The sequence below is a fragment of the Pseudomonas sp. GM102 genome, from assembly GCF_000282555.1.
Taxonomy (GTDB): Bacteria; Pseudomonadota; Gammaproteobacteria; order Pseudomonadales; family Pseudomonadaceae; genus Aquipseudomonas.
Window position 1 is genome coordinate 1 of sequence record NZ_AKJB01000066.1, and the last position, 22,984, is coordinate 22,984.

15 protein-coding genes are annotated in these 22,984 nt (G+C 59.7%); 13 read left to right on the forward strand and 2 right to left on the reverse strand.

All coding sequences use genetic code 11. The annotated features are described in order from the left end of the window. Positions 1 to 208: 208 nt before the first annotated feature. Positions 209 to 1,444, reverse strand: coding sequence for a saccharopine dehydrogenase family protein (locus PMI18_RS12235; RefSeq protein ID WP_033036557.1), 1,236 nt, complete (start codon positions 1,442 to 1,444; stop codon positions 209 to 211). Between the two features lie 27 nt (positions 1,445 to 1,471). Next, positions 1,472 to 2,569: a carboxynorspermidine decarboxylase gene (gene nspC / locus PMI18_RS12230; RefSeq protein ID WP_007902206.1), complete on the reverse strand. Its 1,098-nt coding sequence runs from the start codon at positions 2,567 to 2,569 to the stop codon at positions 1,472 to 1,474. 681 nt (positions 2,570 to 3,250) lie between these two features. Between nspC and bcsQ the strand changes: the two genes are divergently transcribed. The 13 genes from bcsQ to phnX all read left to right on the forward strand — a co-directional run bounded on the left by bcsQ (position 3,251) and on the right by phnX (position 22,654). Continuing rightward, positions 3,251 to 4,417 carry a cellulose biosynthesis protein BcsQ gene (gene bcsQ / locus PMI18_RS12225; RefSeq protein ID WP_007902209.1) on the forward strand — a complete coding sequence of 389 codons (1,167 nt, stop codon included), beginning with the start codon at positions 3,251 to 3,253 and terminating at the stop codon, positions 4,415 to 4,417. Further along, positions 4,414 to 6,645: a UDP-forming cellulose synthase catalytic subunit gene (gene bcsA / locus PMI18_RS12220; RefSeq protein WP_007902212.1), complete on the forward strand. Its 2,232-nt coding sequence runs from the start codon at positions 4,414 to 4,416 to the stop codon at positions 6,643 to 6,645. Before bcsQ ends, bcsA begins: the two co-directional genes overlap by 4 nt. 41 nt (positions 6,646 to 6,686) lie before the next feature. Beyond that, entirely contained in the window at positions 6,687 to 8,945 is a 2,259-nt protein-coding gene (bcsB, locus tag PMI18_RS12215; protein ID WP_007902214.1) for a cellulose biosynthesis cyclic di-GMP-binding regulatory protein BcsB, read from the forward strand. Between the two features lie 7 nt (positions 8,946 to 8,952). Then, complete coding sequence (gene bcsZ, locus PMI18_RS12210; RefSeq protein WP_007902217.1) at positions 8,953 to 10,194, forward strand: cellulose synthase complex periplasmic endoglucanase BcsZ; 1,242 nt, start codon at positions 8,953 to 8,955, stop codon at positions 10,192 to 10,194. Further along, complete coding sequence (locus tag PMI18_RS12205; protein ID WP_007902220.1) at positions 10,170 to 14,030, forward strand: cellulose biosynthesis protein BcsC; 3,861 nt, start codon at positions 10,170 to 10,172, stop codon at positions 14,028 to 14,030. Before bcsZ ends, PMI18_RS12205 begins: the two co-directional genes overlap by 25 nt. A gap of 17 nt (positions 14,031 to 14,047) precedes the next feature. Next, on the forward strand, positions 14,048 to 14,716 hold the full coding sequence (locus tag PMI18_RS12200; RefSeq protein WP_007902223.1) for an SGNH/GDSL hydrolase family protein: 669 nt from the start codon (positions 14,048 to 14,050) through the stop codon (positions 14,714 to 14,716). Continuing rightward, positions 14,713 to 15,387 (forward strand): alginate O-acetyltransferase AlgF, encoded by a 675-nt coding sequence (locus PMI18_RS12195; RefSeq protein ID WP_007902225.1) that lies wholly within the window; start codon positions 14,713 to 14,715, stop codon positions 15,385 to 15,387. The genes PMI18_RS12200 and PMI18_RS12195 overlap by 4 nt, the downstream gene beginning before the upstream one ends. A gap of 18 nt (positions 15,388 to 15,405) precedes the next feature. Beyond that, a complete protein-coding gene (locus PMI18_RS12190) occupies positions 15,406 to 16,815 on the forward strand; it encodes an MBOAT family O-acyltransferase (RefSeq protein ID WP_007902227.1) in 1,410 nt (469 codons plus the stop codon). Continuing rightward, on the forward strand, positions 16,815 to 18,017 hold the full coding sequence (locus tag PMI18_RS12185) for an alginate O-acetyltransferase AlgX-related protein (RefSeq protein ID WP_007902230.1): 1,203 nt from the start codon (positions 16,815 to 16,817) through the stop codon (positions 18,015 to 18,017). Before PMI18_RS12190 ends, PMI18_RS12185 begins: the two co-directional genes overlap by 1 nt. A gap of 283 nt (positions 18,018 to 18,300) precedes the next feature. Continuing rightward, the gene (gene psrA / locus PMI18_RS12180; RefSeq protein ID WP_007902245.1) at positions 18,301 to 19,392 is read left to right on the forward strand and encodes an iron-containing alcohol dehydrogenase PsrA; all 1,092 of its coding nucleotides are present in this window, start codon (positions 18,301 to 18,303) and stop codon (positions 19,390 to 19,392) included. A 125-nt stretch (positions 19,393 to 19,517) separates the two neighbouring features. Beyond that, the gene (locus tag PMI18_RS12175; RefSeq protein ID WP_007902248.1) at positions 19,518 to 20,813 is read left to right on the forward strand and encodes an MFS transporter; all 1,296 of its coding nucleotides are present in this window, start codon (positions 19,518 to 19,520) and stop codon (positions 20,811 to 20,813) included. 54 nt (positions 20,814 to 20,867) lie between these two features. Next, positions 20,868 to 21,740: a LysR substrate-binding domain-containing protein gene (locus PMI18_RS12170; protein WP_007902250.1), complete on the forward strand. Its 873-nt coding sequence runs from the start codon at positions 20,868 to 20,870 to the stop codon at positions 21,738 to 21,740. A gap of 86 nt (positions 21,741 to 21,826) precedes the next feature. Then, entirely contained in the window at positions 21,827 to 22,654 is an 828-nt protein-coding gene (gene phnX / locus PMI18_RS12165) for a phosphonoacetaldehyde hydrolase (RefSeq protein WP_007902252.1), read from the forward strand. The last annotated feature ends 330 nt before the right edge of the window (positions 22,655 to 22,984 follow it).

Below are 22,984 nucleotides of genomic sequence, written 5' to 3' on the forward strand. Positions count from 1 at the left end.
CGCTTGAGTGCGTAGCACTCACAAAAATTGGCAATGATTGTCAGATTTTTGGGGCCGCTACGCAGCCCAGCGCGAGCAAGCTCGCTCGCCACAAAGGTACGCACGATCCAAGAGCGAGCCTAAATGAACAGCATTAGGTCAAGGAGCGGCGTTTTTCCGTTTGGAGCGAAATACAAGATTCACCTGTATTTCGCACGCCTCAGGCGTTTCAGCTCCAGGGACGGTCTCCATTCTCGTCCTTGATGCGGGTCGGCAGGCCCATCACATCCAGCGCCTTGAGGAACGGCTCGGCCGGCAGCTCCTCGACGTTGGCCATGCGCTGCACATCCCACTCGCCACGTGCGACCAGCAGGGCTGCCGCCACAGGTGGCACGCCAGCGGTATAGGAAATGCCCTGGCTGTCGGTTTCGGCAAAGGCTTCTTCGTGGTCGGCGACGTTGTAGATGAACACTTCGCGCGGCTGGCCATCCTTGGTGCCTTTTACCAGATCGCCGATGCAGGTCTTGCCAGTGTAGCCAGGCGCCAGCGAGCTCGGATCAGGGAGCACGGCCTTGACCACTTTGAGCGGCACGACTTCCAGGCCTTCAGCGGTTTTGACCGGTTGCTCGGAGAGCAGGCCGAGGTTCTTGAGTACGGTGAACACATTGATGTAGTGCTCGCCGAAGCTCATCCAGAAACGCACGTTGGGCACGCCGAGGTTCTTCGACAGGGAGTGCACTTCATCGTGTCCGGTCAGGTACAGGTTCTGCGCCCCTACGACCGGCAGGTCGTCGGTACGTTTGACTTCGAACATTGTGTTGCTGGTCCACTGACTGTTCTGCCAGCTCCACACTTGTCCGGTGAATTCGCGGAAGTTGATTTCCGGATCGAAATTGGTGGCGAAATATTTGCCATGGGAACCGGCATTGACGTCGAGAATGTCGATCGAATCAATACGGTCGAAATACTGTTGTTGTGCCAACGCTGCATAGGCGTTGACCACACCCGGGTCGAAGCCCACACCGAGGATCGCCGTGATGTTCTTCTCTTTGCACTCCTCGAGGTGCTTCCACTCGTAGTTGCCGTACCAGGGCGGCGTCTCGCAGATTTTGCCCGGTTCTTCGTGAATCGCGGTGTCCAGGTAGGCCACGCCGGTATCGATGCAGGCACGCAGCACCGACATGTTGAGGAAGGCAGAACCGACGTTGATGACGATCTGCGATCCGGTTTCGCGGATCAGCGCCTTGGTCGCCTCGACGTCCATAGCGTTCAGCGAGAAGGCCTTTATGTCGGCGGGCTCTTTGAGGCTGCCCTTGGCCTTGACGCTGTCGATGATGGCCTGGCATTTGGAGATGTTGCGCGACGCGATAGCAATACGACCGAGTTCATCGTTGTGCTGCGCGCACTTGTGGGCCACCACCTTGGCGACACCTCCTGCACCAATGATAAGCACGTTCTTCTTCAATTTTTCTCTCTCTCCTTCTCTGCCAGCTTACGAAAGGCTGGACATGTAGTCGTTGTAACCGAACTCACGAACCACCTCGACTGTACCGTCGAGTTGTTTCACTACGATGGACGGCATTTTCAGGCCGTTGAACCAGTTCTTCTTGACCATGGTGTAACCCGCGGCGTCGACGAACGACAGCCGATCGCCGATGGCCAAGGGACGATCAAATTGATACTCACCGAAAATGTCGCCGGCCAGGCAGGATTTGCCGCACACCATGTAGGTGTGTTCGCCCTCGCTGGGCGTCAGCTTGGCATTCAGGCGATAGATCAGCAGATCGAGCATGTGTGCCTCGATGGAGCTGTCCACTACGGCCAGGTGCTTGCCGTTGTAGAGGGTGTCGAGCACGGTGACTTCCAGCGACGCGCTCTGGGTGATGGCGGCTTCGCCCGGCTCCAGGTAGACCTGCACGCCGTATTTCTGCGAAAAGGCCTTGAGCCGCGCGCAGAACTCGTCGATCGCATAGCCTTCACCGGTGAAGTGAATGCCGCCGCCCAGGCTGACCCACTCGACCTTGTGCAGCAGATGGCCGAACCGTTCCTCGATGGTGCACAGCATCTGGTCGAACAGGCCGAAGTCGGCGTTCTCGCAGTTGTTGTGGAACATGAAGCCCGAGATCTGCTCGATGACCTGTTCGATCTTCACCGGATCCCACTCGCCCAGACGGCTGAATGGCCGCGCCGGATCGGCTAGCAGGTAATCTGAGCTGCTCACCTGCGGATTGACCCGCAGACCGCGCACCTTGCCTGCTGAAGCCTCAGTGTAGCGCTGCAACTGACCGATGGAGTTGAAGATGATCTTGTCGCAGTTGTCGAGCATCTCCTCGATCTCGTCGTCGGCCCAGGCCACGCTGTAGGCGTGGGTCTCGCCAGCGAATTTCTGCCGACCGAGCTTGAGCTCGTAGAGCGACGACGACGTAGTGCCGTCCATGTATTGCTGCATCAGGTCGAACACCGACCAGGTGGCGAAGCACTTGAGTGCCAGCAGGGCCTTGGCCCCGGACTGTTCGCGCACATAAGCGATCTTCTGCATGTTCGCCAGCAGCTTTTGCTTGTCGATGAGGTAGTACGGCGTCTTGATCATTTCGAGGCCTCCGGCAAGGCCAGCCAAAAAAAGGATGCGCATTGTGCCTTCACTGGCTACATATCGAAAGAGCAGAAAGCCCAGATCGCTGAGCGTCCTGTCCAGAATGATGTATAGCGGGGCTCCGCGCCACTCGATGTGGCCTGGTCGCGGTCGTGAATTTCCTGGAGAGCATGGCCAAAAGGTTCATGCGGGATTTGTAGGAGCGAGGCTTGCCGGCGAAGGCGCTCTCAAGGACGCCTTCGCCGGCAAGCCTGGCTCCTACAAGTCCGGTTTTTTCTCAGAGAGGAACTTCGACATCAAGTACGCGAGCTGGACATTGTTCTTCAAATACGTCAGCCAACTTCTTTAATACATAACCCAACATCAAATGCTCGAAGACAATCAATACTCACACTTCATCGCATCGGAAGTTATTTCTCTCGACAAGCACCCCACCTACACATCATCAACAGTCATTATTAGACGCACTCCAACATTCACACTTCCCGCGAATAACATAACATCTTAATAGCACTCAAATTAACATTAACAAGTCTCGCTGACTTTTTATAACAATCGTTGACACCCAGACGCGGGCGCCCTAGATTAATGGCACTCTGCCAACGCCCAGACGACGCATCAACTTTGCAAGTTAATGGAATGCTGAGTTTCTGAGTTATTTCATTCCTGGTACAACGCATGAAATATGTAGACGATATTACGAAACTCTTTACACGTTTTGGCGCCAACGCAGAGACTTACCAGGAAATACAACCCAATTATAAAGATTTCAAAGACGACCCGATTATACCTGCGCTGGTTGAGCCGGAACCGTCGGCGGCATTGTCTCCCCCAACACCAACGCCCCCAGTGTTTCTACTGGACGAGCCACAACCTTCTTTATTGATTGGCGCGCCAGTCGAGCCGGTGAAGAATGTTGTCCTCTCGTCACCTTTGCTCCAACCCCCTCCCCTGACCGAGCCACCTGCAAGTTCTGGTACCGGTGACCGTCAGCGATTGAGCGACCTGTTGCGTGAACTCAACCAGGTTCGTCGAGACGGTCTGCCAGAAACGACTCGCAAGCGGACCAAGGCGAAGGTCATTGCTATCGTTTCGGCGAACGGAGGGGTGGGTAAAAGCACCGTCGCCGCTGGTCTGGCAAAAACACTTCGGCGCCCTGGCGGGCGCACCATCGCGATTGATCTGGACCCTCAGAACGCGCTGTCCAGCCACTTGGGTATCACCCGGCAGGTTCCCGGGCTGATCCAGCTCAAAGAGCAAGGCGCAGACTGGGACGCTCATCGCCTGCCGGGCTTTCGCGACAGTGAGTGCCTACCCTTCGGCACTGGCGAGATGAACGATCGCCGCTTGCTCAGGCAGATGATGCTTGAAGATTCTGACTGGTTGAATCAGCACCTTGCGTCAATGAACCTCAGCGAAAACGATACCGTGATCCTGGACACGCCTTCGGGTGCGACCATCTATTCGCAACAGGCACTCGACGCCGCCGATCTGGTGCTGGTGATGACGGTGGCCGACGCGGCCTCCTACCTTGCACTGGACACCATGACCCAGTGGCTGGAAACCACCCGACGACGCGCGCAGCGGCACCGGTATGTGCTCAACCAACGGGATGACTCGCGCTCGTTCAGCAGGGACATGAGCGTGCTGTTTGTGCGGCGGCTCGGCGCTGACCTGATCGGGACGATTCGTCTCGATCACCAGTTCAACGAGTCGCTGGCTTATGGTCGGGACCTCTTCCAGTACGCACCTGAGAGCATTGGCTGTCAGGACATTCTGTCGCTGTCTGGCGCGGTCCGTGCCCTGCTTTTCGCGGATGCTACCAACCAGCAGGGCACGCCATGACCGCCCAGCTGAATCAGCTACCCGCGAAGACGTGGTGGTTGCAGGGGCTACTGGATACTTTCCAGGATCGCGTCAGTCGATGGCCCGTGCGTTGGCGCCAAAGCCTGAAGATCTCAGCCGGGCTGATCGCGGCATTGTTGGTGCTGGGCATCCTCACTGCGCCGCTGAATCTGTATTCCCAGGCAGCGTTTGCCGCCGTCTGTTTTGCCGCCAGCCTGGTCATCCGCAAGCAAGCCGGGCGTCTGGCGATCCTGACCCTGATCACTCTCTCGCTGATCGCTTCGTTGCGTTACATGTACTGGCGCCTGTCCGACACCCTGAACTTCGAAAATTGGCAGGATGCCGTATTTGGCTACGGGCTGGTGCTGGCCGAACTGTATGCCTTGCTCGTCCTGGTCTTCGGCTATGTACAGACCGCCTGGCCGCTGCACCGCAAACCGCAGTTTCTGCAACAGCCGCCCGCAGAATGGCCAACGGTAGACGTCTTCATTCCTACCTATAACGAATCATTGGGTATCGTCAAACTGGTGGTGCTCGCCGCTCAAGCCATTGACTGGCCCGAGGGCAAACTGCGGGTGCACATGCTCGATGACGGACGCCGCGAGGAATTCAAGGTTTTCTGTGAGCAGATTGGTGTCAACTACATCACCCGCGACAACAATCAACATGCCAAGGCCGGCAACCTCAATGAGGCACTCAAAGTCACCGATGGCGAGTTCATTGCCATATTCGACGCCGACCACGTGCCCACCCGCTCCTTCCTGCAGATCACCATGGGCTGGTTTTTAAAGGACCCGAACCTGGCGTTGCTGCAAACGCCGCACTTTTTCTATTCACCCGATCCGTTCGAAAAAAACCTCGATACCTTTCGCTCGGTACCCAATGAAGGTGAGCTGTTCTACGGCCTGGTGCAGGACGGCAACGACCTGTGGAACGCGGCCTTCTTCTGTGGCTCCTGCGCGGTCATTCGGCGGACTCATTTGCTGGAAGTCGGCGGCATCGCCACCGAAACCGTGACCGAGGATGCGCACACGGCACTCAAGCTCAATCGCCGTGGTTTCAATACCGCTTACCTCGCCGTTCCACAAGCGGCGGGACTGGCCACCGAAAGTCTTTCCCGACACATCAGCCAACGCATACGCTGGGCGCGGGGCATGGCGCAGATTTTTCGGACCGACAATCCGTTGTTTGGCAAAGGACTGAACCTGGGGCAGCGCATCTGCTACCTCAACGCCATGATGCATTTTTTCTACAGCCTGCCCCGCCTGGTGTTCTTGACCGCCCCCTTGGCCTACCTGTTTTTCGACGCGCAGATTTTCCATGCCTCGGCATTGATGGTCACGGTCTATGTACTGCCGCATATTTTCCATTCCAGCCTGACCAACTCCAGCATCCAGGGACGCTTCCGCCATTCGTTCTGGAACGAAGTGTATGAGTCGGTATTGGCCTGGTACATCATGCGACCGGTGCTGTTGGCCCTGATCAGCCCTTCGCTGGGCAAGTTCAACGTGACCGACAAAGGCGGCACCCTCGATAAGGACTATTTCAACTGGAAGCTCGCGCGGCCTTACATCGTCCTGCTGACCTTGAACATGATCGGTCTGGCGATCGGCGTGGTGAAACTGATCGGAAGTGATTCGGCCGAGGCCACTACCCTGCTGATCAACCTGGCCTGGACCGTGTACAACATCGTCATCGTCAGCACCGCCGTGGCGGTAGCCACTGAATCCTCTCAGGTACGCAACGAACCCAGGGTGCCCGCGGATCTGCCCGTGCGCATCTATCGCGAAGACGGCACCTGGTTCGATTGCGTAACCCGGGACTTCTCACAAAACGGCGTGGGTCTGGCACTGCCACCGCAGGTTCTGCTCAGCGTCAATGAGAAGCTGCGACTGTGCATTCTGCGCACACCGCCCTCAAGCCTCTTTCCCGCCAAAACAGTCTTCAGCAATGACAACGTGGCGGGCGTGCAATTCGAGGCTTTGACCCTGCGCCAGCAAAGTGAGCTGGTGCGTCTGACTTTTTCACGGGCCGATACCTGGGCCAACACGTGGGGTAACGGCCGCCTCGACGCGCCCATGTCGGCGTTGCGCGAGGTCAGCAGCATTGGCTTTCGCGCCATCCTGCGCTTGTTCGTAGCAACCCTAAAGGACAGCCAGGCGCTGCTGCGCAAACGCCCGAACACTCCATCACCCATCGACTCCACCGCGGACACGCAACGATCTTGAAGCCTTCCATTCGCCGGACCTTTCTTCCTCGTCGCTCACTCATGCTGATCACCTGCTCGCTAGTGGGCTGGAGCGGCTGGGTATTGAGTGCTGCCGCCCAAATCAGCGCCACAGAGCCGGCGATGATGCCGGTCGCCTCGTTGCCCGGCACCGATGCTCCGGGCAACAGCTATACCCGCACCCTCAAGGAGCTGGGCAAAAGCTATTCGATGACCCTTAAAGGCGTGGAGGCTACCGACAGTGTGAACTTCGATGTGCGCGCCGATGAAGTCGTCACGGCTGCGCAGGTCACGCTGCAGTACAGCTACTCACCGGCGCTGCTGGCCGACCTTTCGCAGATCAATGTGCTGGTCAACGATCAAGTGGCCGCCAGCCTGCCCCTCCCGAAGGAAGAGGCTGGTAAATTGCAGACCCGGACCGTGCAGATTCCTCCGCAGACCATCACCGAATTCAACCGGCTCAGCCTGCAGTTCATCGGTCACTACACGATGCAATGTGAAGACCCTTTGCACTCCAGCCTATGGGCCAGGATCGGCAACGAGAGCCAGCTGAGCCTCCAGGTGTCCTCGATTAAACAGCCCAACGATCTGTCCGCCCTGCCGCTGCCCTTGTTCGATCGTCGAGACGCCTCGCCCCTGAAGTTGCCCTTCGTGTTCGCCGGGCGCCCGGGCGGTCCTGAGCTTGAGGCCGCCGGTATCCTGTCGTCCTGGTTTGGCGCCCTGGCCAGCTACCGCGGCGCCACCTTCCCCGCCAGCCTCACCAGCCTGCCGGCCAAAGGCAACGCCGTGGTGTTTGTCAGCGGCAGCGAATCAACGGCCTTGAGTGGCTTACCGGTCAAAGAGGCCACGGGGCCGACATTGACACTCGTGAGCAACCCGAATGATGCTCAGGGCAAACTGTTGATCGTCTCCGGGCGCGATGGCGCCGATCTCAAGGTCGCCGCCACAGCGCTGGCCCTCGGTGGCTCGGCCTTTTCCGGGCAGAGCGTAGTGATCGACCGGATCGACTCGCTCAAGCCACGCCGACCGTATGACGCGCCTAACTGGCTGCCCTCCGATCGCCCGGTTCGCCTGGGTGAACTGGCCAAGCCCGCAGAGCTCAATGTGTCGGGTTATAACCCGGGACAAATGACGGTTGCGCTGCGCTTGCCGCCCGACCTGTTCAACTGGCGTGAGCCCGGTGCGCAACTTGACCTGAAATACCGCTATACGCCGCAACCGGTCTCCACCAATTCCTCGTTGCTGGTCAACTTCAACGACACCTTCATCAAGTCGATCGATCTGCCTTCTATCGAGAAACTCGGCAACAGCGACAGCCTGCTGGCGATGCTCAAAACCGATGACAGTCTGGCCCGTACGTCGCGCATGCTGTTGCCGCTCAATTCCGTAGCGCTGCAATCACGCCTGCAATTTCGCTTCATGTATGACTACATCAAACAGGGCGAATGCCGCGACATCATCATCGACAACATGCGCGGTGTGATCGACCCGGACTCGACCCTGGACCTCAGCCAATACGAACATTTCATGGCCATGCCCAACCTTGGGGTGTTCAAGGACAGTGGCTTCCCGTTCACTCGCATGGCCGACCTCTCTGAAACATCGGTGATCCTGCCCAACGAGCCAGGCCCGGCCGATCTGAGCGCCTATCTGACCCTGCTGGGCCGCTTCGGCGACTCCACCGGTTATCCGGCCACCGGCGTGAAGGTGGTCCACGCCGACCAGGTGGCCGAGCAAAGCGACCGGGATTTGCTGGTACTCGCCTCGGGCAACAATCAGCCGCTGCTTACGCAATGGCAAAGCCTTCTGCCAGCCAAGGGCGAAGAGGCTGCGCAGTACTTTGAACTGTCTGACCTGCCCTTGCGTCTGCGCAACTGGATCAGCCCGGATACGAAAACCAATCTGCGTGAAGCGCGCAGCAGCTTCAGGTTTACCGCTGACGACGGCAGTGCTTATCTGACTGGATTCGAATCGCCGCTCAAGAGTGGCCGTAGTGTGGTGTTTATCGCCAGCGCAAGGCCCAACGGCTTGGCCGACGTAACCAACGCCCTGCTCAGCAGCGAAGAAAACGCCCGCGAGTTGCAAGGCAGTCTGGTGGTGGTCAGGGGCAAGCATGTCGAGTCGCTGGTCGCCGAGCAGGATTACTACGTCGGGAGCCTGGGCCCATTGCGCTATCTGCAGTGGTACCTCTCGCAAAACGTAGTGGCGCTCATGCTGTTCACCCTCCTCGGGATCCTGTTGCTTGCTTCGATGGCCTACCTGGCCCTGCGCTTACGGGCCAAACGTCGTCTTGGTCAATGAGCCGCGCATGCAAGTGTCGTCCATGAGCAGCCGGGGTATTTCACTTCGCCAGTGCCCGCGCGGTAACACGCGCATGTTGGCCGTCGTGCTTGCGCTGGTCCTGCTGGCGCCTGCGATAGCGGCCGGGAAATCCTGTGAGTCGCCAGCCTGGCCACTGTGGCAAACCTATGCAACGCGCTTCGTCCAGGCCGATGGCCGGGTTCTGGAATCGAGCCAGGAGAACAATCACAGCACCTCTGAAGGGCAGTCCTACGGCATGCTCTTCGCACTGATCGGCAACGATCAGCCACGCTTTGACAAACTCTGGCGCTGGACCTCAGCCAACCTCGCAGGCTCCGCCACCGCCACACGCCTGCCGGGCTGGTTATGGGGGCAAGGCACGGACGGTCAGTGGCGCCTGCAAGACGCCAATTCGGCCGCCGACGCCGACCTGTGGATCGCCTACGCCCTGCTCGAAGCCGCACGCCTGTGGCATCGGCCGGACTATCACCAGGACGCCCTGCACCTGATGGCGACAATTGAAGCGCAATTGGTCGTCAAGCTCCCCGGGCTGGGCCCGATGGTGTTGCCTGGACCACAGGGCTTCGTCCAGCCGGACGCGCTTTGGCGCTTGAACCCCAGCTACCTGCCACTGCCACTGTTACGACGGCTGGCCAAGGAAGCACCCTCCGGGCCCTGGCAAGCGATTGCCCACAACACCGCGACGATGATTGCCCAATCCAGCCGTCACGGTTTCGTCGCTGACTGGGTCGGTTATCGAGGCACTTCAGCAAAGTCGGGTGCCTTCACAAGCGACCCGATCCACAGCGACACGGGCAGCTACGATGCCATTCGCGTGTACCTCTGGCTGGGCATGAGCGATACCTCCGAACCGCTGGCAGCGCGCCTGCTCAAACGGCTGGACGGCATGGCCCGCAGCACTGTCGCAACGGGTTCTCCCCCAGAAACAGTCCAGGTTCTCCACGGCACTGTTCAGGGTCAGAGCCCGTTCGGATTCTGGGCTGCACTGATTCCCTACCTTGAGGCCAAGGGCCAACCCGGGTTGGCCGATCAGCAACGACGCCGCGTGGAGCTCGCCTTGCACGAGGCACTGGCCAGGCCTGATGCCGACGCCGGTCCGCCGCGTTACTACAACTTCATGCTCAGCCTGTTCGCCCTCGGATGGGCAGATAAACATTACCGATTCCGGGAAGACGGAACGCTGAAACTCTCCTGGGAGACCGCATGCACGCGCACCACCGCACGCTAGCCATCGCCGTCATGAGCGCATGGACGGCCGCTGCACACGCTCAAAGTCCGACACCACAGGCATTACTCGTCGAGCAAGGGCAGTACTGGCAGTTGCACAACAACCCTCAACGCGCTGCGGAAGTCTGGCTCAAAGTCCTGCTGTTGGACCCGGCCCAGGTTGACGCACTGTATGGCCTGGGCTTGATTGGCGTGCAACAGGGCAAGCCACAACAGGCGCAGCAATACCTCGCCCGCTTGCAGGCCATCCAGCCACCGCCTCGGCAGGCACTGCAATTGGCGCAGGACATCAACGTGGCCCAACCGCAGAACCAGCAGCGTCTGGAAGAGGCTCGGCGCCTCGTCGATGCCGGTGAGCGTGACAAGGCAACTGCAGTGTTTCGCTCGCTGTTCGATGGCCGTCCACCTCAAGGTACGATCGGCCGCGAGTATTACAACAACCTTGCCTTCAATCAGGCTGACTGGGCTGAAGCACGCAGCGGACTTGAGCGCCTGCAACGTGAGAGGCCCAACGACTCGATCGTCGCGCTGTTTTACGCCAAGCATCTGGTGCGCCGTGAAGACAGCCGTGCCGAGGGTATTCGCGCCCTGGCCGCGCTGACCCAGCGTGCCGACATTGCCGGTGATGCCGACGAAAGCTGGCGCCTGGCGCTGACCTGGATCGGTCCGCCCAATCCGGCACAAGTGCCGTTGTTCGAGGCGTACCTCAAGACGCATCCGGATGACGTGGAAATCCGGGCGCAGATGAACAAGGGCAAGCAACAGGTAGCAACGACGGCCAGCAAGGAATGGCAACCGCCCGCCGAAGTCGCGCGCGGCCTGAAGGCGCTCAAAGAAGGCGATCAGGCCACCGCCGAACAGGCTTTTCAAGCACGCTTGAAAACCCGGCCCGATGATGCTGACGCGCTTGGCGGCCTTGGGGTTATTCGCCAGCAGCAACACCGACTGGCCGAAGCGGAAAAGCTCTTGAGTCAGGCCACACGACAAAACGACGGCAGCCGCTGGCAAGTCGCGCTGAACGAAGTGCGCTACTGGTCAGCATTGCAGCAGGCCCGCGACGCCCAAGCCAAAGGCCAGACAGCCCAGGCGCAGGTCTTGGTCAACCAGGCGCTGCGGCTCAATCCAAACGGGGTGGATGCTCGCCTCGCCCTGGCGGATATTCAGGCCAGCGCGGGCCAGTTCGATGACGCTCAGCGCAACTATCGGCAGATTTTGAACCAGCGCCGCGACGACCCTCAAGCACAGGAAGGGCTGGTTAATGTGCTGCTCAAGAGCGGCAAGAACGATGAAGCCCTGCAACTGATCAACAGCCTGCCCGCCACCGGACAGGCAAAGATCGGCCAGTCCGCACGCCTGCAAGCCTTGCGCGCGACGCAACTGGCCGCCCTCGCCGAACAACGCAACGACCTGCCCGCTGCGCGCAACGCCTTGCAAGACGCGCTGCGCGTTGAGCCGGACAACATCTGGACACGTTTCGCCCTGGCCCGCCTGAACCTGGCGATGGGCGAACCGCAAAAGGCTCGGGACCTGATCAACGCCATGCTCCAGGCCCGCCCCGACAATGCCGATGCGCTTTACGTCAGCGCCTTGCTGTCGGTGCAGATGGGCGAGTGGAAAGCCGCCCAGACCACGTTGGGACGCTTGCGCCCCGACCAGCGCACCCCGGACATGGACGCGCTGGCCGCTGATGTCAGCCTCAACCTGCAACTGCGTCAGGCGATCGAGTTGGGCAAGCGCGGCCAGCGCCAGGAAGCCCTGACCTTGCTCGATCGTATTCAGCCGACGGCCAACAACAGTCCCGATCGCATGGCGAGCCTGGCCTCGGCGTATGTCGACATCGGCGAGCCAACCCGTGCGCTGGCCCTCATGCGCGGCCAGTTGCAAAACACCACGGCGCCCTCGGCGGACTTCATCCTGCAATACGCCGCGGTCCTGCTTAAAACCGGAGAAGACGCACAGGTCAACGAGATTCTGCGCGACCTTCAGAACAGGCCCTTGAACGCGCCGGCTCGCAAGCGTTTCGACGACCTGCTCTATCGCTATCGCATCCGCCAGGCTGACCAGTTGCGTGAACGAGGCAATCTGGCCAGCGCTTATGACACGCTAGCGCCCGCACTGGCACAACGTCCCGGTGACAGCGCGGCCGTCGCGGCATTGGCGCGGATGTACTCGGCCAACGGCGACACGGCAAAAGCCCTCGAACTCTACAAACCGCTGTTACAACGTCAGCCAAACGACCCGCAACTGCTATTGGGTGCTGCCGACGCGGCGGTGTTGGCACAGGACACGGCCTTTGCCGAACAGGCACTGCAACAGCTGCTCAAGACTGAATCCGGCAACCCTCAAACGCTGACAGAGGCCGCCCGCCGCTACCAGAACATGGGCCAGACCGGCACGGCGACCGATCTGCTGCGCAAAGCGGTGGCCATTGAACAGAGCGAGAAACGCAGGAGCCAGGGAGGCCAACTGGCCGGCTCGACGGTGGCGCCCAACCCTTTTGCCGGGATTTCGGGTCCACGTAGCGAGGTCAGTCGCGACACCTTGCTGGCAGCGATCCCGCCACCGGTCCAGGAGATGCCGGGCAACGTGAGGTCTCACACCCCTTTTGGCATCGACACCCCGCCAAGGCCACAGCAGGCAAGCAATCGATTCGAGTCGCAGCTGCCGCGCGCAGCACTGGTGAGCGAGGACATCAGCCCCGCGCAACTGGCGCTGAATAAAATCCTTCAGGAGCGCAGTGCCTACGTCACCCAGGGCGTGAGCATTCGCAGCAACAACAGTGAGTCGGGGTTGAGCAAACTGACCGATATTGAAACACCGTTGGAAATCAATATCCCGCTGGATGAAAGCCGCGTCGCCCTGCGCGTGACGCCCGTCTCGCTGAACGCCGGCAGTGTCAGCGGCGATGCACTGTCGCGCTTTGGTAGCGGTGCGCAGAGCGACGGCGTCGGCTCGCAAAAAGCCGAGGGTGTCGGCCTTTCCGTCGCTATTCAACGGCCTGCGGATGGGTTCAAAGCTGATCTGGGCACCACCCCGCTCGGCTTCAAATACACCACCGCCACTGGCGGCATCAGCATTGATCGCCCCGTGAGCGACTCCTCTAACGTCCGTTACGGCGTGAGCGTTTCCCGGCGTCCAGTGACTGACAGCGTCACCTCGTTTGCCGGCACCACGGACAAACGCAGCGGGCAGTCCTGGGGCGGCGTGACCGCCAACGGCGGGCGTGGCCAGTTGAGCTTTGACGACAACGAAGTCGGCGCCTATGGCTACGCCTCCTGGCACCAGCTGTTGGGTAACCATGTTGAGTCCAACAACCGCAGTGAACTGGGCAGCGGTGTCTACTGGTACCTGAAAAATGCAACGGACAGCAAGCTGACCGTCGGCCTGAGCATGACCGGCATCAGCTACGCCAACAATCAGGACTATTTCACCTATGGCCACGGCGGCTATTTCAGCCCGCAGACGTTCTTCGCCCTGGGCATTCCGGTGACCTGGGCACAACGCACCGGGCGCTTGACGTATCAAGTCAAAGGCTCGGTCGGCGTGCAGCATTTCGAGCAGGACAGCGCCGACTATTTCCCCAACGACAAAGCCCTGCAAGCGGCCTCGGGCCTGCGCTACGAAGGGCAAAACAAAACCGGGATCGGCTACAGCGTCGCCGCGGCGGCTGAATACAAGGTCGCTTCGAACTTCCTGCTGGGCGCCAATCTGGGCCTGGACAACGCTCATGACTACCAACAGGTCAGCGGCGCCCTGTCTTTGCGCTACCAGTTCGAAGACATCAGCGGCCCCATGAGCCTGCCGGTCAGCCCGTACACCTCGCCTTATTCCAACTGATCATTCTGGAGCTTTCGATGCCCACTTCTGCCCTTGCCGGCCTGTCCCTCCTTGTTCTTGGGGAGAGCCATATGAGCCTCGCGGACCATTTGCTGGAGCCGCTGCACGACAACCTGACTCGTCAAGGCGCCCTGGTTCATTCCATCGGTGCCTGCGGTGCCAGCGCCAGCGACTGGCTGATCAGCAAAAAGGTCGACTGCGGCGCCGAGCGCAAAGGCAACGACAAGATCGTGATCAAAGGGCGCGAGGCAACCACCACACCGATCCAGGACCTGATCGCCGCCGACAAACCCGACCTGGTGGTACTGGTCATCGGCGACACCATGGCGTCCTATGACAAGCCAGTGTTTCCGAAGGCCTGGGCATGGCAAAGCGTCACCGGACTGGCCAAGGCCATCGCGGCCACCGGGACCCGTTGCGCCTGGGTGGGCCCGGCCTGGGGCAAGGCCGGTGGCATGTACCAGAAGAATGATGCCCGCACCCAGTTGATGTCGCAGTTTTTGGCCGCGAACGTGGCGCCTTGCACCTACATCGATTCGCTGACGCTCTCCAAACCCGGGCAGTGGATCACCACCGATGGGCAGCACTTCACCGTCGCCGGTTATCAAGCATGGGGCACTGCGATTGGCGGTGCATTGGCCAAACTGCCCGCCGACCGCGTCAGCAGCACAGGAGCCGGCAAATGAGCCGATACGCATGTGGCTGGGCGCTGTTCGCGCCCTTGATGCTGAGCCTGCACGCCCAGGCCGCCGACATTGCCCTGTACCCGACGGGCCCGGATCAGGACTCGGCCTTCCTGCGCTTTATCAACGCTGCTGACCAACCGTTGCAGCTGTTGGCCGAAGGCTCACAGGCCAGCCTAAGACTTGAGGGTTCGAATGCCGTGTCCGACTACCTGCCCGTCCCCGCCAACCAGCCGATCAAGGGCACCCTGGAACGCAACGGCAAAAGCCAGCCGCTGGACATCCAGGTGGCAGCAGGCGAATTCGCCAGCGTGATCGCTTTGCCAGACAACGCTCAAGGTATCCGCCAGGTCGTCATCCGTGAGCAACCCGACGACTTCAATAGCCTGAGAGCCTCGCTGGCGTTTATCAGCGCCGACCCGGCGTGCGCCCAGGCTGGTTTGCGCGCTGCGGGGAAGAACGCCGACCTGTTCAAGGAGGTGGCCGACGGCAGCGTGCAACGCCGAGCGATCAATCCGGTCAGCCTGTCGGTTCAATTGGTCTGCGCCCAAACCAACGTCGGTGCCCCGCTTGACCTGGGTCAGCTCAAGGCCGGCGAGCGCTACAGCGTTGTGCTGCTACCTGGCGCAAAGGGTCCGCACCTGTTGCTCGCGACTGACGTCCTGGCCCACTGATCGGATCGCGCCACCACCATGGTTTTTGCCTCTCTCGAGTTTCTGACGTTGTTCCTGCCGCTGTTCTTGTGCACTTATGCAGTGTGCCCAGCCGCCTGGCGCAACGTCACGCTACTGATCGGCAGCTGGCTGTTTTATGGCTGGTTGAGCCCCCGGTTCCTCGCAGTGCATGTGGTGCTGACGATCACGGCGTGGGCCGGCGGTTTGCTGATTGACGCCTCGCGGGAAAAAGGCACGGGCCGCGTGCGGCTACTCGTGATGCTGATCGTGCTCAACACGGCGGTGCTGTGCTGGTACAAGTACGCCAACATCGTCGCCGGCACGTTGATCGATGCCGTCACCTGGTATGGCGCCATGCCGCTGGACTGGCAGCGGGTCATCATGCCGGCCGGGCTATCGTTTATCGTATTGCAGGCGATTTCCTATCTGGTGGATGTCCACCGCCGCACCGTGCCGGTCGAACGCAGCTTTATTAATTACGCCACCTATATTTCGATGTTCGGCCATTCGGTCGCCGGCCCTATCATTCGCTATGACTGGGTTCGGCGTGAGCTGAATCAGCGTCACTTCAACCTGCAGAATTTCTCGCTGGGCGCACGCCGGTTCATGGTCGGGATGAGCATGAAGGTGCTGGTGGCCGACACCCTGTCGCCGGTGGTCGATGTGGCGTTCAGTTTGCCAAACCCCAGCTTCTCCGACGCCTGGGTTGGCTGCCTTGCCTATTCCCTGCAACTGTTCTTCGACTTCGCCGGCTACAGTGCCATGGCGATTGGGCTGGGGCTGATGCTGGGTTTTCACTTTCCCGAGAACTTCGACCGTCCGTATCTGGCCAACAGCATTCAGGATTTCTGGCGTCGTTGGCACCTCTCGCTGTCCAGCTGGTTACGTGACTATCTGTATATTTCGCTGGGTGGCAATCGCAACGGCACCTGGAAAACCTATCGCAACCTGTTCCTGATCATGGCCATCGCCGGCCTCTGGCACGGTGGCGATAGCTGGAATTATCTGCTGTGGGGCAGCGCCCATGGCATTGCGTTGTGTGTGAATCGTGCCTGGAACAGCTCTACCCTGCCCCCGGTACCGCCGGTGCTTTCCCATGGGCTGACACTGCTATTCGTCTGCCTGGCCTGGACACTGTTCCGCGCCCCCGACTTTCATAGCGCGCTGCGCCTGTATGCCGGGCAGTTCGGCCTGCAGGGCATCGCCCTCGGTGACGAACTGTCCGCGACCCTGCGCCCGGTACACGGCCTTGCGGGCTTGCTGGGTGTGTTCGGAATCGTCGCACCGCTGCTGCGCCCTTACTGTGAGAAACAACTGGGCGGCATTGCGTTTTACACCGCCGCTCTTTGGCCCATCGCCGGTTTAATGCTGTCGTTCGCACTGATCGCCAGTCGCGAAACCGTACCCTTCCTGTACTTCCAATTCTGATGACGAACCTAAAGCACACCCCGCCCCCCACTCCGCCAGATGATCTGGCGACACGCAGCAGTCGGTTGGCAGGCGTGGCGCTGCTGATATTCCTGTTCGTCGGGCTGCTGTCCTCTGGCCGTCTGATTGTCTCAGGGCAAATCTCGCTACCCGATAAAGTGCTGCCCCCGCAGATTCTTGACGGCGATATCACGCATCGGATCGCCAAGGAACTGTCGAACGCTCAACTCCCCAGGACCTTCGCCGAGCTGGAGCGCGGTGCCAGTTGGCTGCTCCTCGGTGACACCGGGCCGAGGGTTCGCTCGGGTTGTCCTGACTGGTTGTTTTTGGCCGATGAGCTCAAGGTCAATGATCAAGCGCAGCGCAATGCCGATGCCAAAGTCCAAGCAGTGATTGATCTGAAGCAGCAGCTCTCCCAACGTGACATCAGCCTGCTGGTGGTCATCGTTCCAGACAAGAGCCGCATCGCTTCCGGGCAGCGTTGCGCACTGCACCGCCCAACTGCTCTGGAAGGGCGCATCCAGGCCTGGACCGCGAAGCTGGAGGTGGCTGGCGTGTCGAATCTGGACCTCACCGGTGCGCTGGCGCCACTGGGGGCCAGTGCCTGGTTGCGCACCGATACGCACTGGAGCGAATCCGGCGCGAAGGCAGCGGCCGATGCCATCACCCAGCGCCTGAAGACCCTGGGCATCAGCGCAACGCCACGCAGGTCGTTCAACGAAAGTCATGCCCCGCTCGCGGTGCGACCTGGCGATCTGGTCCATCTGGCGGGCATCGACTGGCTGCCGCTCAACTGGCAACCCGCCCCCGAAATGGTCGCCCAAACCAACACCCACGAACGTCCCGTTACGTCAGCCGACAGCCCCGACACTGAGGCAGACCTCTTTGGCGATGCCGACCTCCCCAACACCGCGCTCATTGGCACCTCATTCTCGCGCAACTCAAACTTCGCAGGGTTTCTGCAGCAGGCACTGGGCGCCCCCGTGGGTAACTTCGCCAAAGACGGCGGAGCGTTCTCTGGCGCTGCAAACAGCTACCTCAACAACCCGGCCTTCAAAGAAACGCCACCCAGGCAAATCATTTGGGAGATCCCGGAGCGGGACCTGCAGTCGGCTTACATCGACCCCATTGCCTATCGCTCGTGTACGGTTTCGGGTGGGGCTGACCGCACGAAAAAAACGATCTGCCAAGCACCAGACTGATGTACTGAAAAATGTACCCATGGGGGCTAATGCCGGTCAGTCAAGCGCAATCCATGTGGGAGCGGGCTTGCTCGCGAAGGCAATGTGTCAGGCAACATCAATGTTGACTGTGCCGCCGAGTTCATCAACGAGAAGCGCCGAAGCGTAATTCAACTTCAAATCAACGCCCTCCCTTAATCTGGTATCGGCTCAGCCGATTAAAGCCTGCGATTTATCGATTTGAGCTGTTGTCGAGGGTCCTCGATCATGGGCCACCTTCAACAACAAAAATAAAGGCCCCGCCATGATTGCCCGCTTCCACAATCCAGTTGATACCCGCTTCGGCTGGAGCAGCCTTCTCGAACTTGCCGAAATCACCGAAAACCAGAAAGTCGCTCTTGTGACCTTTCCCGAAGCTCGTGGGCTGGGATTAGTGGATCGCATTCAGGATCTGTTGGGCGACCGGCTGGTGTACATCATCGAGGATGTCCAGCCCAATCCGGACGTGGCCCAGTTACGCGATACTTATGAGCGTTTCTGGCAGGAAGCCGGCGACTGCCATACGGTCATCGCCGTAGGCGGAGGCAGCGCCATCGATACCGCCAAGGCGTTGATCGTGGGTACCGAATCGGGTTGCTTCGATGAGTTGCTCGCGTTGCTGGCTACCGGCAAACCCTTCGTCCCGGCGCGCAGCAAGTTACTGATTGCAGCCCCGACCACGGCGGGTACCGGCAGCGAAGTCACCCCATGGGCGACTATCTGGGACTCTGCCAGCCACAAGAAATACTCCCTGCACCTGGAGTGCACCTGGCCGAAAGTGGCCATTGTCGATCCGCAGTTGATGCTGACGGTTCCGGCCGGCGTCACCGTTTCCACGGGTCTCGATGCCCTGTCGCATGCGCTGGAGTCGATCTGGAACATCAATGCCAATCCGGTTTCGGACACCTACGCTATCTCTGCCATTGAGGACATCCTGCACTGCTTGCCATTGCTGCGCCGTGATTTGTCCAACAAGGAGCTGCGCTCCAGAATGGCGCTTGCGGCACTCAAAGCCGGGATGGCATTTTCCAATACCAAAACAGCACTGGCTCACTCCATTTCCTACGAGATGACCCTGCGTCACGGGTTGCCCCATGGCATCGCCTGCTCCTTCACCCTCCCGCTGGTTCTGGGCCTTGCCTGGGGCCATGACGAAGCACGCGACCGAACGCTTCAGCGAGTTTTCGGCAATGACTTGCACAAGGCCCAAAGCCAGTTGCGCGAGTTCTTGCACAGCCTTGACGTGAAAACCGAATTTGCCGACTACGGCGTAACGGAAAAGGAGGCTGAAGAGATGATCAATTTCGCCATGCAAGGCGCACGCGGCAAGAACTTCATCGGTTCACAAGCCGCCTAGCATCCGCCAGCCCAACCAAGCACCGCCAGCGGCGTGACGAACCGCGACGATTTCCTGCTGCACCCACAAAAGAGTGCACCCTCCGACGACATTCGGAGGGACCGAACAATAATAAGGAAAAGATCATGAATCGTGCCCAAACCATGCCAGGTATCGCAGCATCCACCTCGTCGTTTCGAGTCGCCCAGTGGCGCATGCTGCTGGCTGCCATGTTCTGTTATCTGTTTTTCTACACCGGTCGGCAAACCTTCGGTTTTGCCATTCCAGGCATTCAGGCCGAGTTCGGTTTTACCAAGGAACACCTTGGGTGGGCATCGGCTGCCATGCTCTGGGCCTATGCCATTGGCCAGGCCATCAACGGCAACCTCGCCGACAAGTTCGGCGGCCGACGCATCATGACCCTTGGCGCCGTACTGTCCTGCGGCGCCAACTGGGTGACCAGCTTCGCCAGCAGTTTTTCCGCGCTGATCCTGCCCTGGGGCATCAATGGATACTTCCAGGCATTGGGCTGGGCGCCAGGCAGTCGATTGATCTCCAATTGGTGGAGCACCGGTGAGCGCGGCAAGGTCTATGGCCTTTACGTGTTCGCCGCCGGTTGCGCCTCGGTCCTTTCTTATGTGACCTCCATCGTGGTGCTCGAGGTGCTGCAACTGGAGTGGCGCTGGATCTTCCGGTTGCCCGTGCTGCTGATGCTGGCGGGTGGCATCATTTTCTACCTGGTGGCGCGTGAACGTCCGCAGGACATGGGTTTCGAACCGCTCGCCGATACCGGCGTCGCCAATGCCGATGACAAGAATCATGAAGTGGCACACGGCGAAGCCGAAACCTCCGCGCAACGCTACAAAGCCGTGCTGAAGAACTTTCGTCTGATCATCGCTGCGGTGTCCCTGGGTTTTCAGAACGCCGCTCGCTATGGCTTGATCGTCTGGGTACCGGTGCACTTTCTGGGTGCCAACTGGAAAACCGGCGACAGCATGATCGATCCGAAGTGGATCACGGTTGCCCTGCCAGTGGGCATGGCCATCGGCGCGCTCAGTAATGGCTGGATATCGGACAAGCTGTTCGGCTCCAAACGCTACCTGGCGATCATGCTCTACATGTTCCTGGGGGCAGGTACGAGCCTGTGGATGTGGACCCTTGCGCCTCATAGCGCGACCGGTCTTGTAGCGTTGTTCCTTTGCGGTTTTTTCGTCTACGGCCCGGCGTCGAGTTTCTGGGCGCTCTGCCCGGACCTGGTCGGCGCAAAGCGCGCGGGCACAGCAACCGGTGTGATGAACTTCTCGTCCTATCTGTTCGCCGGCCTGGCGGAACCGCTGATCGGCAGTATGCTCGACAGTACCGGCAACACGTCTTTGATCTTCATCGTGGTTACGGCTGCATGCCTGTGCAGTGCGGTGGTCGCGTTGTTCATCAGACGTTGATCGCCCGGCACAGAGGTTTGAATCAACAGCGGCGGCTCGGGAACAGGATCTTCTATGTACCAGTACCACAAGTGGCTACGTTCCTTCCATGCGGTGGCGAAGACCGGCAGTTTCACCCTCGCCGCCGAGTACCTGAGCGTTGGTCAGCCGACTGTCAGTGAACAGGTCAACGCGCTGGAGAAGAAGTTCTCCGTGGAACTCTTTCATCGTCGAGGCCGGTTTATCGAAATGAGTTCGGCGGGACACAAACTCTATGCGATCACCCAAGGTCTCTTCGGCCAAGAGGATGAAGCCGTGCAACTTCTGCAAAGTTTCAAGCAACGCAAAACCGGGATGCTGCGCTTGGGCGCGGTCTCCCCGCCCATTGCGATGAACCTGACTTACGAATTGATGCAGCGGCATCCGGACATTGAACTGGAAACGTCGTTTTCTCCTGAGAAAGAGACGCTGGATCGCCTTTTCAACTTCGATATCGATGTGGCGATTCTTGCGCTCTCCGAATTCGACCAGCGCTTTGATACGCAGCTTTATCGACGCTATCCGATTATTGCCGTTGTCCGCGACGACCATCCCTGGGCCCGGCAGAAAGAGGTGTACGTCGAGCAGATCAGCGACGAAAAGTGGGTCCTGAGGGAAAAAAGCTCACGCACCCGGCAACTGGTGGAAGAAAGCTGCAAGCGTCTTGGCGTCAATCTGAACTGTGTCATGCAATTGAACAGTCGCGAGGCGATCGTCCACGCCATCGCCAAGGGCATCGGTATCGGCTTCGTGTCTGCCGTCGAGTACGCCGAAACGCCAGGCACCAAGCCGATCACCTTTGTCGATCACCCGTTTTCAATCGACTACCACCTGTGCTGCCTGGGTATTCGCAGAAACCGGCCGATGATCGCGGAGTTGTTCGACTCCAGTCCTATACCGACTACCTGATTCCGTAACGCGTTTCAACAATCAATAGGCTTACCTCCTGGTGACAAGAGGGACGGCCTTCCCCTACCCAAAATTGGAGATTCACCATGCACTACAAACAACCTTCCCAACTGCAAGCCGTGGTCCTGGACTGGGCAGGCACCGTCGTTGATTTCGGTTCCTTCGCACCGACTCAAATCTTCGTCGAAGCCTTCGGCGAGTTCGGCGTCGCTGTCTCCCTGGAAGAGGCCCGCGGTCCGATGGGCATGGGCAAATGGGATCACATCCGCACGCTTTGCAACCAGTCACAGATCGCCGAACGCTACCGTGCGGCCTTCGATCGCCTGCCGACCGATGAGGATGTCACCGCGCTTTACGAGCGATTCATGCCGCTGCAGATCGAGAAAATCGCCCTGCACTCGGCGCTGATTCCCGGGGCGCTGGACGCCATCGATGTGTTGCGCGACAAGGGTCTTAAAATCGGTTCGTGCTCCGGTTACCCGGCAGTCGTGATGGAGAAAGTCGTAGAGCTGGCGCGGAAAAACGGCTACGTCGCCGACCACGTAGTAGCAACCGACGAAGTGCCCAATGGTCGTCCGCACCCGGCGCAGGCGTTGGCCAATGTGATTGCTTTGGGGATCAGCGATGTCGCCGCATGCGTGAAGGTCGACGACACTTGGCCCGGCATTCTCGAAGGTCGTAGCGCAGGCATGTGGACGGTCGCGCTAACCTGTTCCGGCAACGCACTGGGCTTGACCTACGATCAGTACAAGGCCCTGCCCTCCGACAAGCTGGCCGCAGAACGTGCCCGCATCACCAAGATGTTCGAAGGCTCGCGCCCGCACTATCTGATCGACACCATCGTCGAGTTGCCGGCCGTCATCGAAGACATCGATGCCCGCCTGGCGCGCGGTGAAACCCCTCAAGGTTCCTGACACCATCTGCTGAAACTGACAGTGGCCGTCCATGGACGGCCACAACTGAATCAATCGCGCGTATCGCATGGGTCATGTGTATGGACCCACTGCTACCCCTGTACCACGCCGCGCTCGGCGGCCTCGATGCTCGGTCACCCTCTTCGTTCGCCGACCGTAGATGTCTGAAATACAGGAAGCGTTACCGTTCTGGATGCATTGTTCAAATCGGTTGATTCGAGGCTTGTATCGGCCAAATCGATACGCAGCACTAATAAGCTCAGCTTATTTATGAAATACAATAAAACGATTTTTCTTATTTCTAATTCATTGTTTATATCCACCCATGCA

What these genes read in the sequence shown, in the direction of transcription:
- nspC (WP_007902206.1), bottom strand. Translation starts at nt 2,569, where the DNA reads ATGATCAAGACGCCGTACTACCTCATCGACAAGCAAAAGCTGCTGGCG.
- bcsQ (WP_007902209.1), top strand. Translation starts at nt 3,251, where the DNA reads ATGAAATATGTAGACGATATTACGAAACTCTTTACACGTTTTGGCGCC.
- bcsA (WP_007902212.1), top strand. Translation starts at nt 4,414, where the DNA reads ATGACCGCCCAGCTGAATCAGCTACCCGCGAAGACGTGGTGGTTGCAG.
- bcsB (WP_007902214.1), top strand. Translation starts at nt 6,687, where the DNA reads ATGCTGATCACCTGCTCGCTAGTGGGCTGGAGCGGCTGGGTATTGAGT.
- bcsZ (WP_007902217.1), top strand. Translation starts at nt 8,953, where the DNA reads ATGCAAGTGTCGTCCATGAGCAGCCGGGGTATTTCACTTCGCCAGTGC.
- PMI18_RS12205 (WP_007902220.1), top strand. Translation starts at nt 10,170, where the DNA reads ATGCACGCGCACCACCGCACGCTAGCCATCGCCGTCATGAGCGCATGG.
- PMI18_RS12200 (WP_007902223.1), top strand. Translation starts at nt 14,048, where the DNA reads ATGCCCACTTCTGCCCTTGCCGGCCTGTCCCTCCTTGTTCTTGGGGAG.
- PMI18_RS12195 (WP_007902225.1), top strand. Translation starts at nt 14,713, where the DNA reads ATGAGCCGATACGCATGTGGCTGGGCGCTGTTCGCGCCCTTGATGCTG.
- PMI18_RS12190 (WP_007902227.1), top strand. Translation starts at nt 15,406, where the DNA reads ATGGTTTTTGCCTCTCTCGAGTTTCTGACGTTGTTCCTGCCGCTGTTC.
- PMI18_RS12185 (WP_007902230.1), top strand. Translation starts at nt 16,815, where the DNA reads ATGACGAACCTAAAGCACACCCCGCCCCCCACTCCGCCAGATGATCTG.
- psrA (WP_007902245.1), top strand. Translation starts at nt 18,301, where the DNA reads ATGATTGCCCGCTTCCACAATCCAGTTGATACCCGCTTCGGCTGGAGC.
- PMI18_RS12175 (WP_007902248.1), top strand. Translation starts at nt 19,518, where the DNA reads ATGAATCGTGCCCAAACCATGCCAGGTATCGCAGCATCCACCTCGTCG.
- PMI18_RS12170 (WP_007902250.1), top strand. Translation starts at nt 20,868, where the DNA reads ATGTACCAGTACCACAAGTGGCTACGTTCCTTCCATGCGGTGGCGAAG.
- phnX (WP_007902252.1), top strand. Translation starts at nt 21,827, where the DNA reads ATGCACTACAAACAACCTTCCCAACTGCAAGCCGTGGTCCTGGACTGG.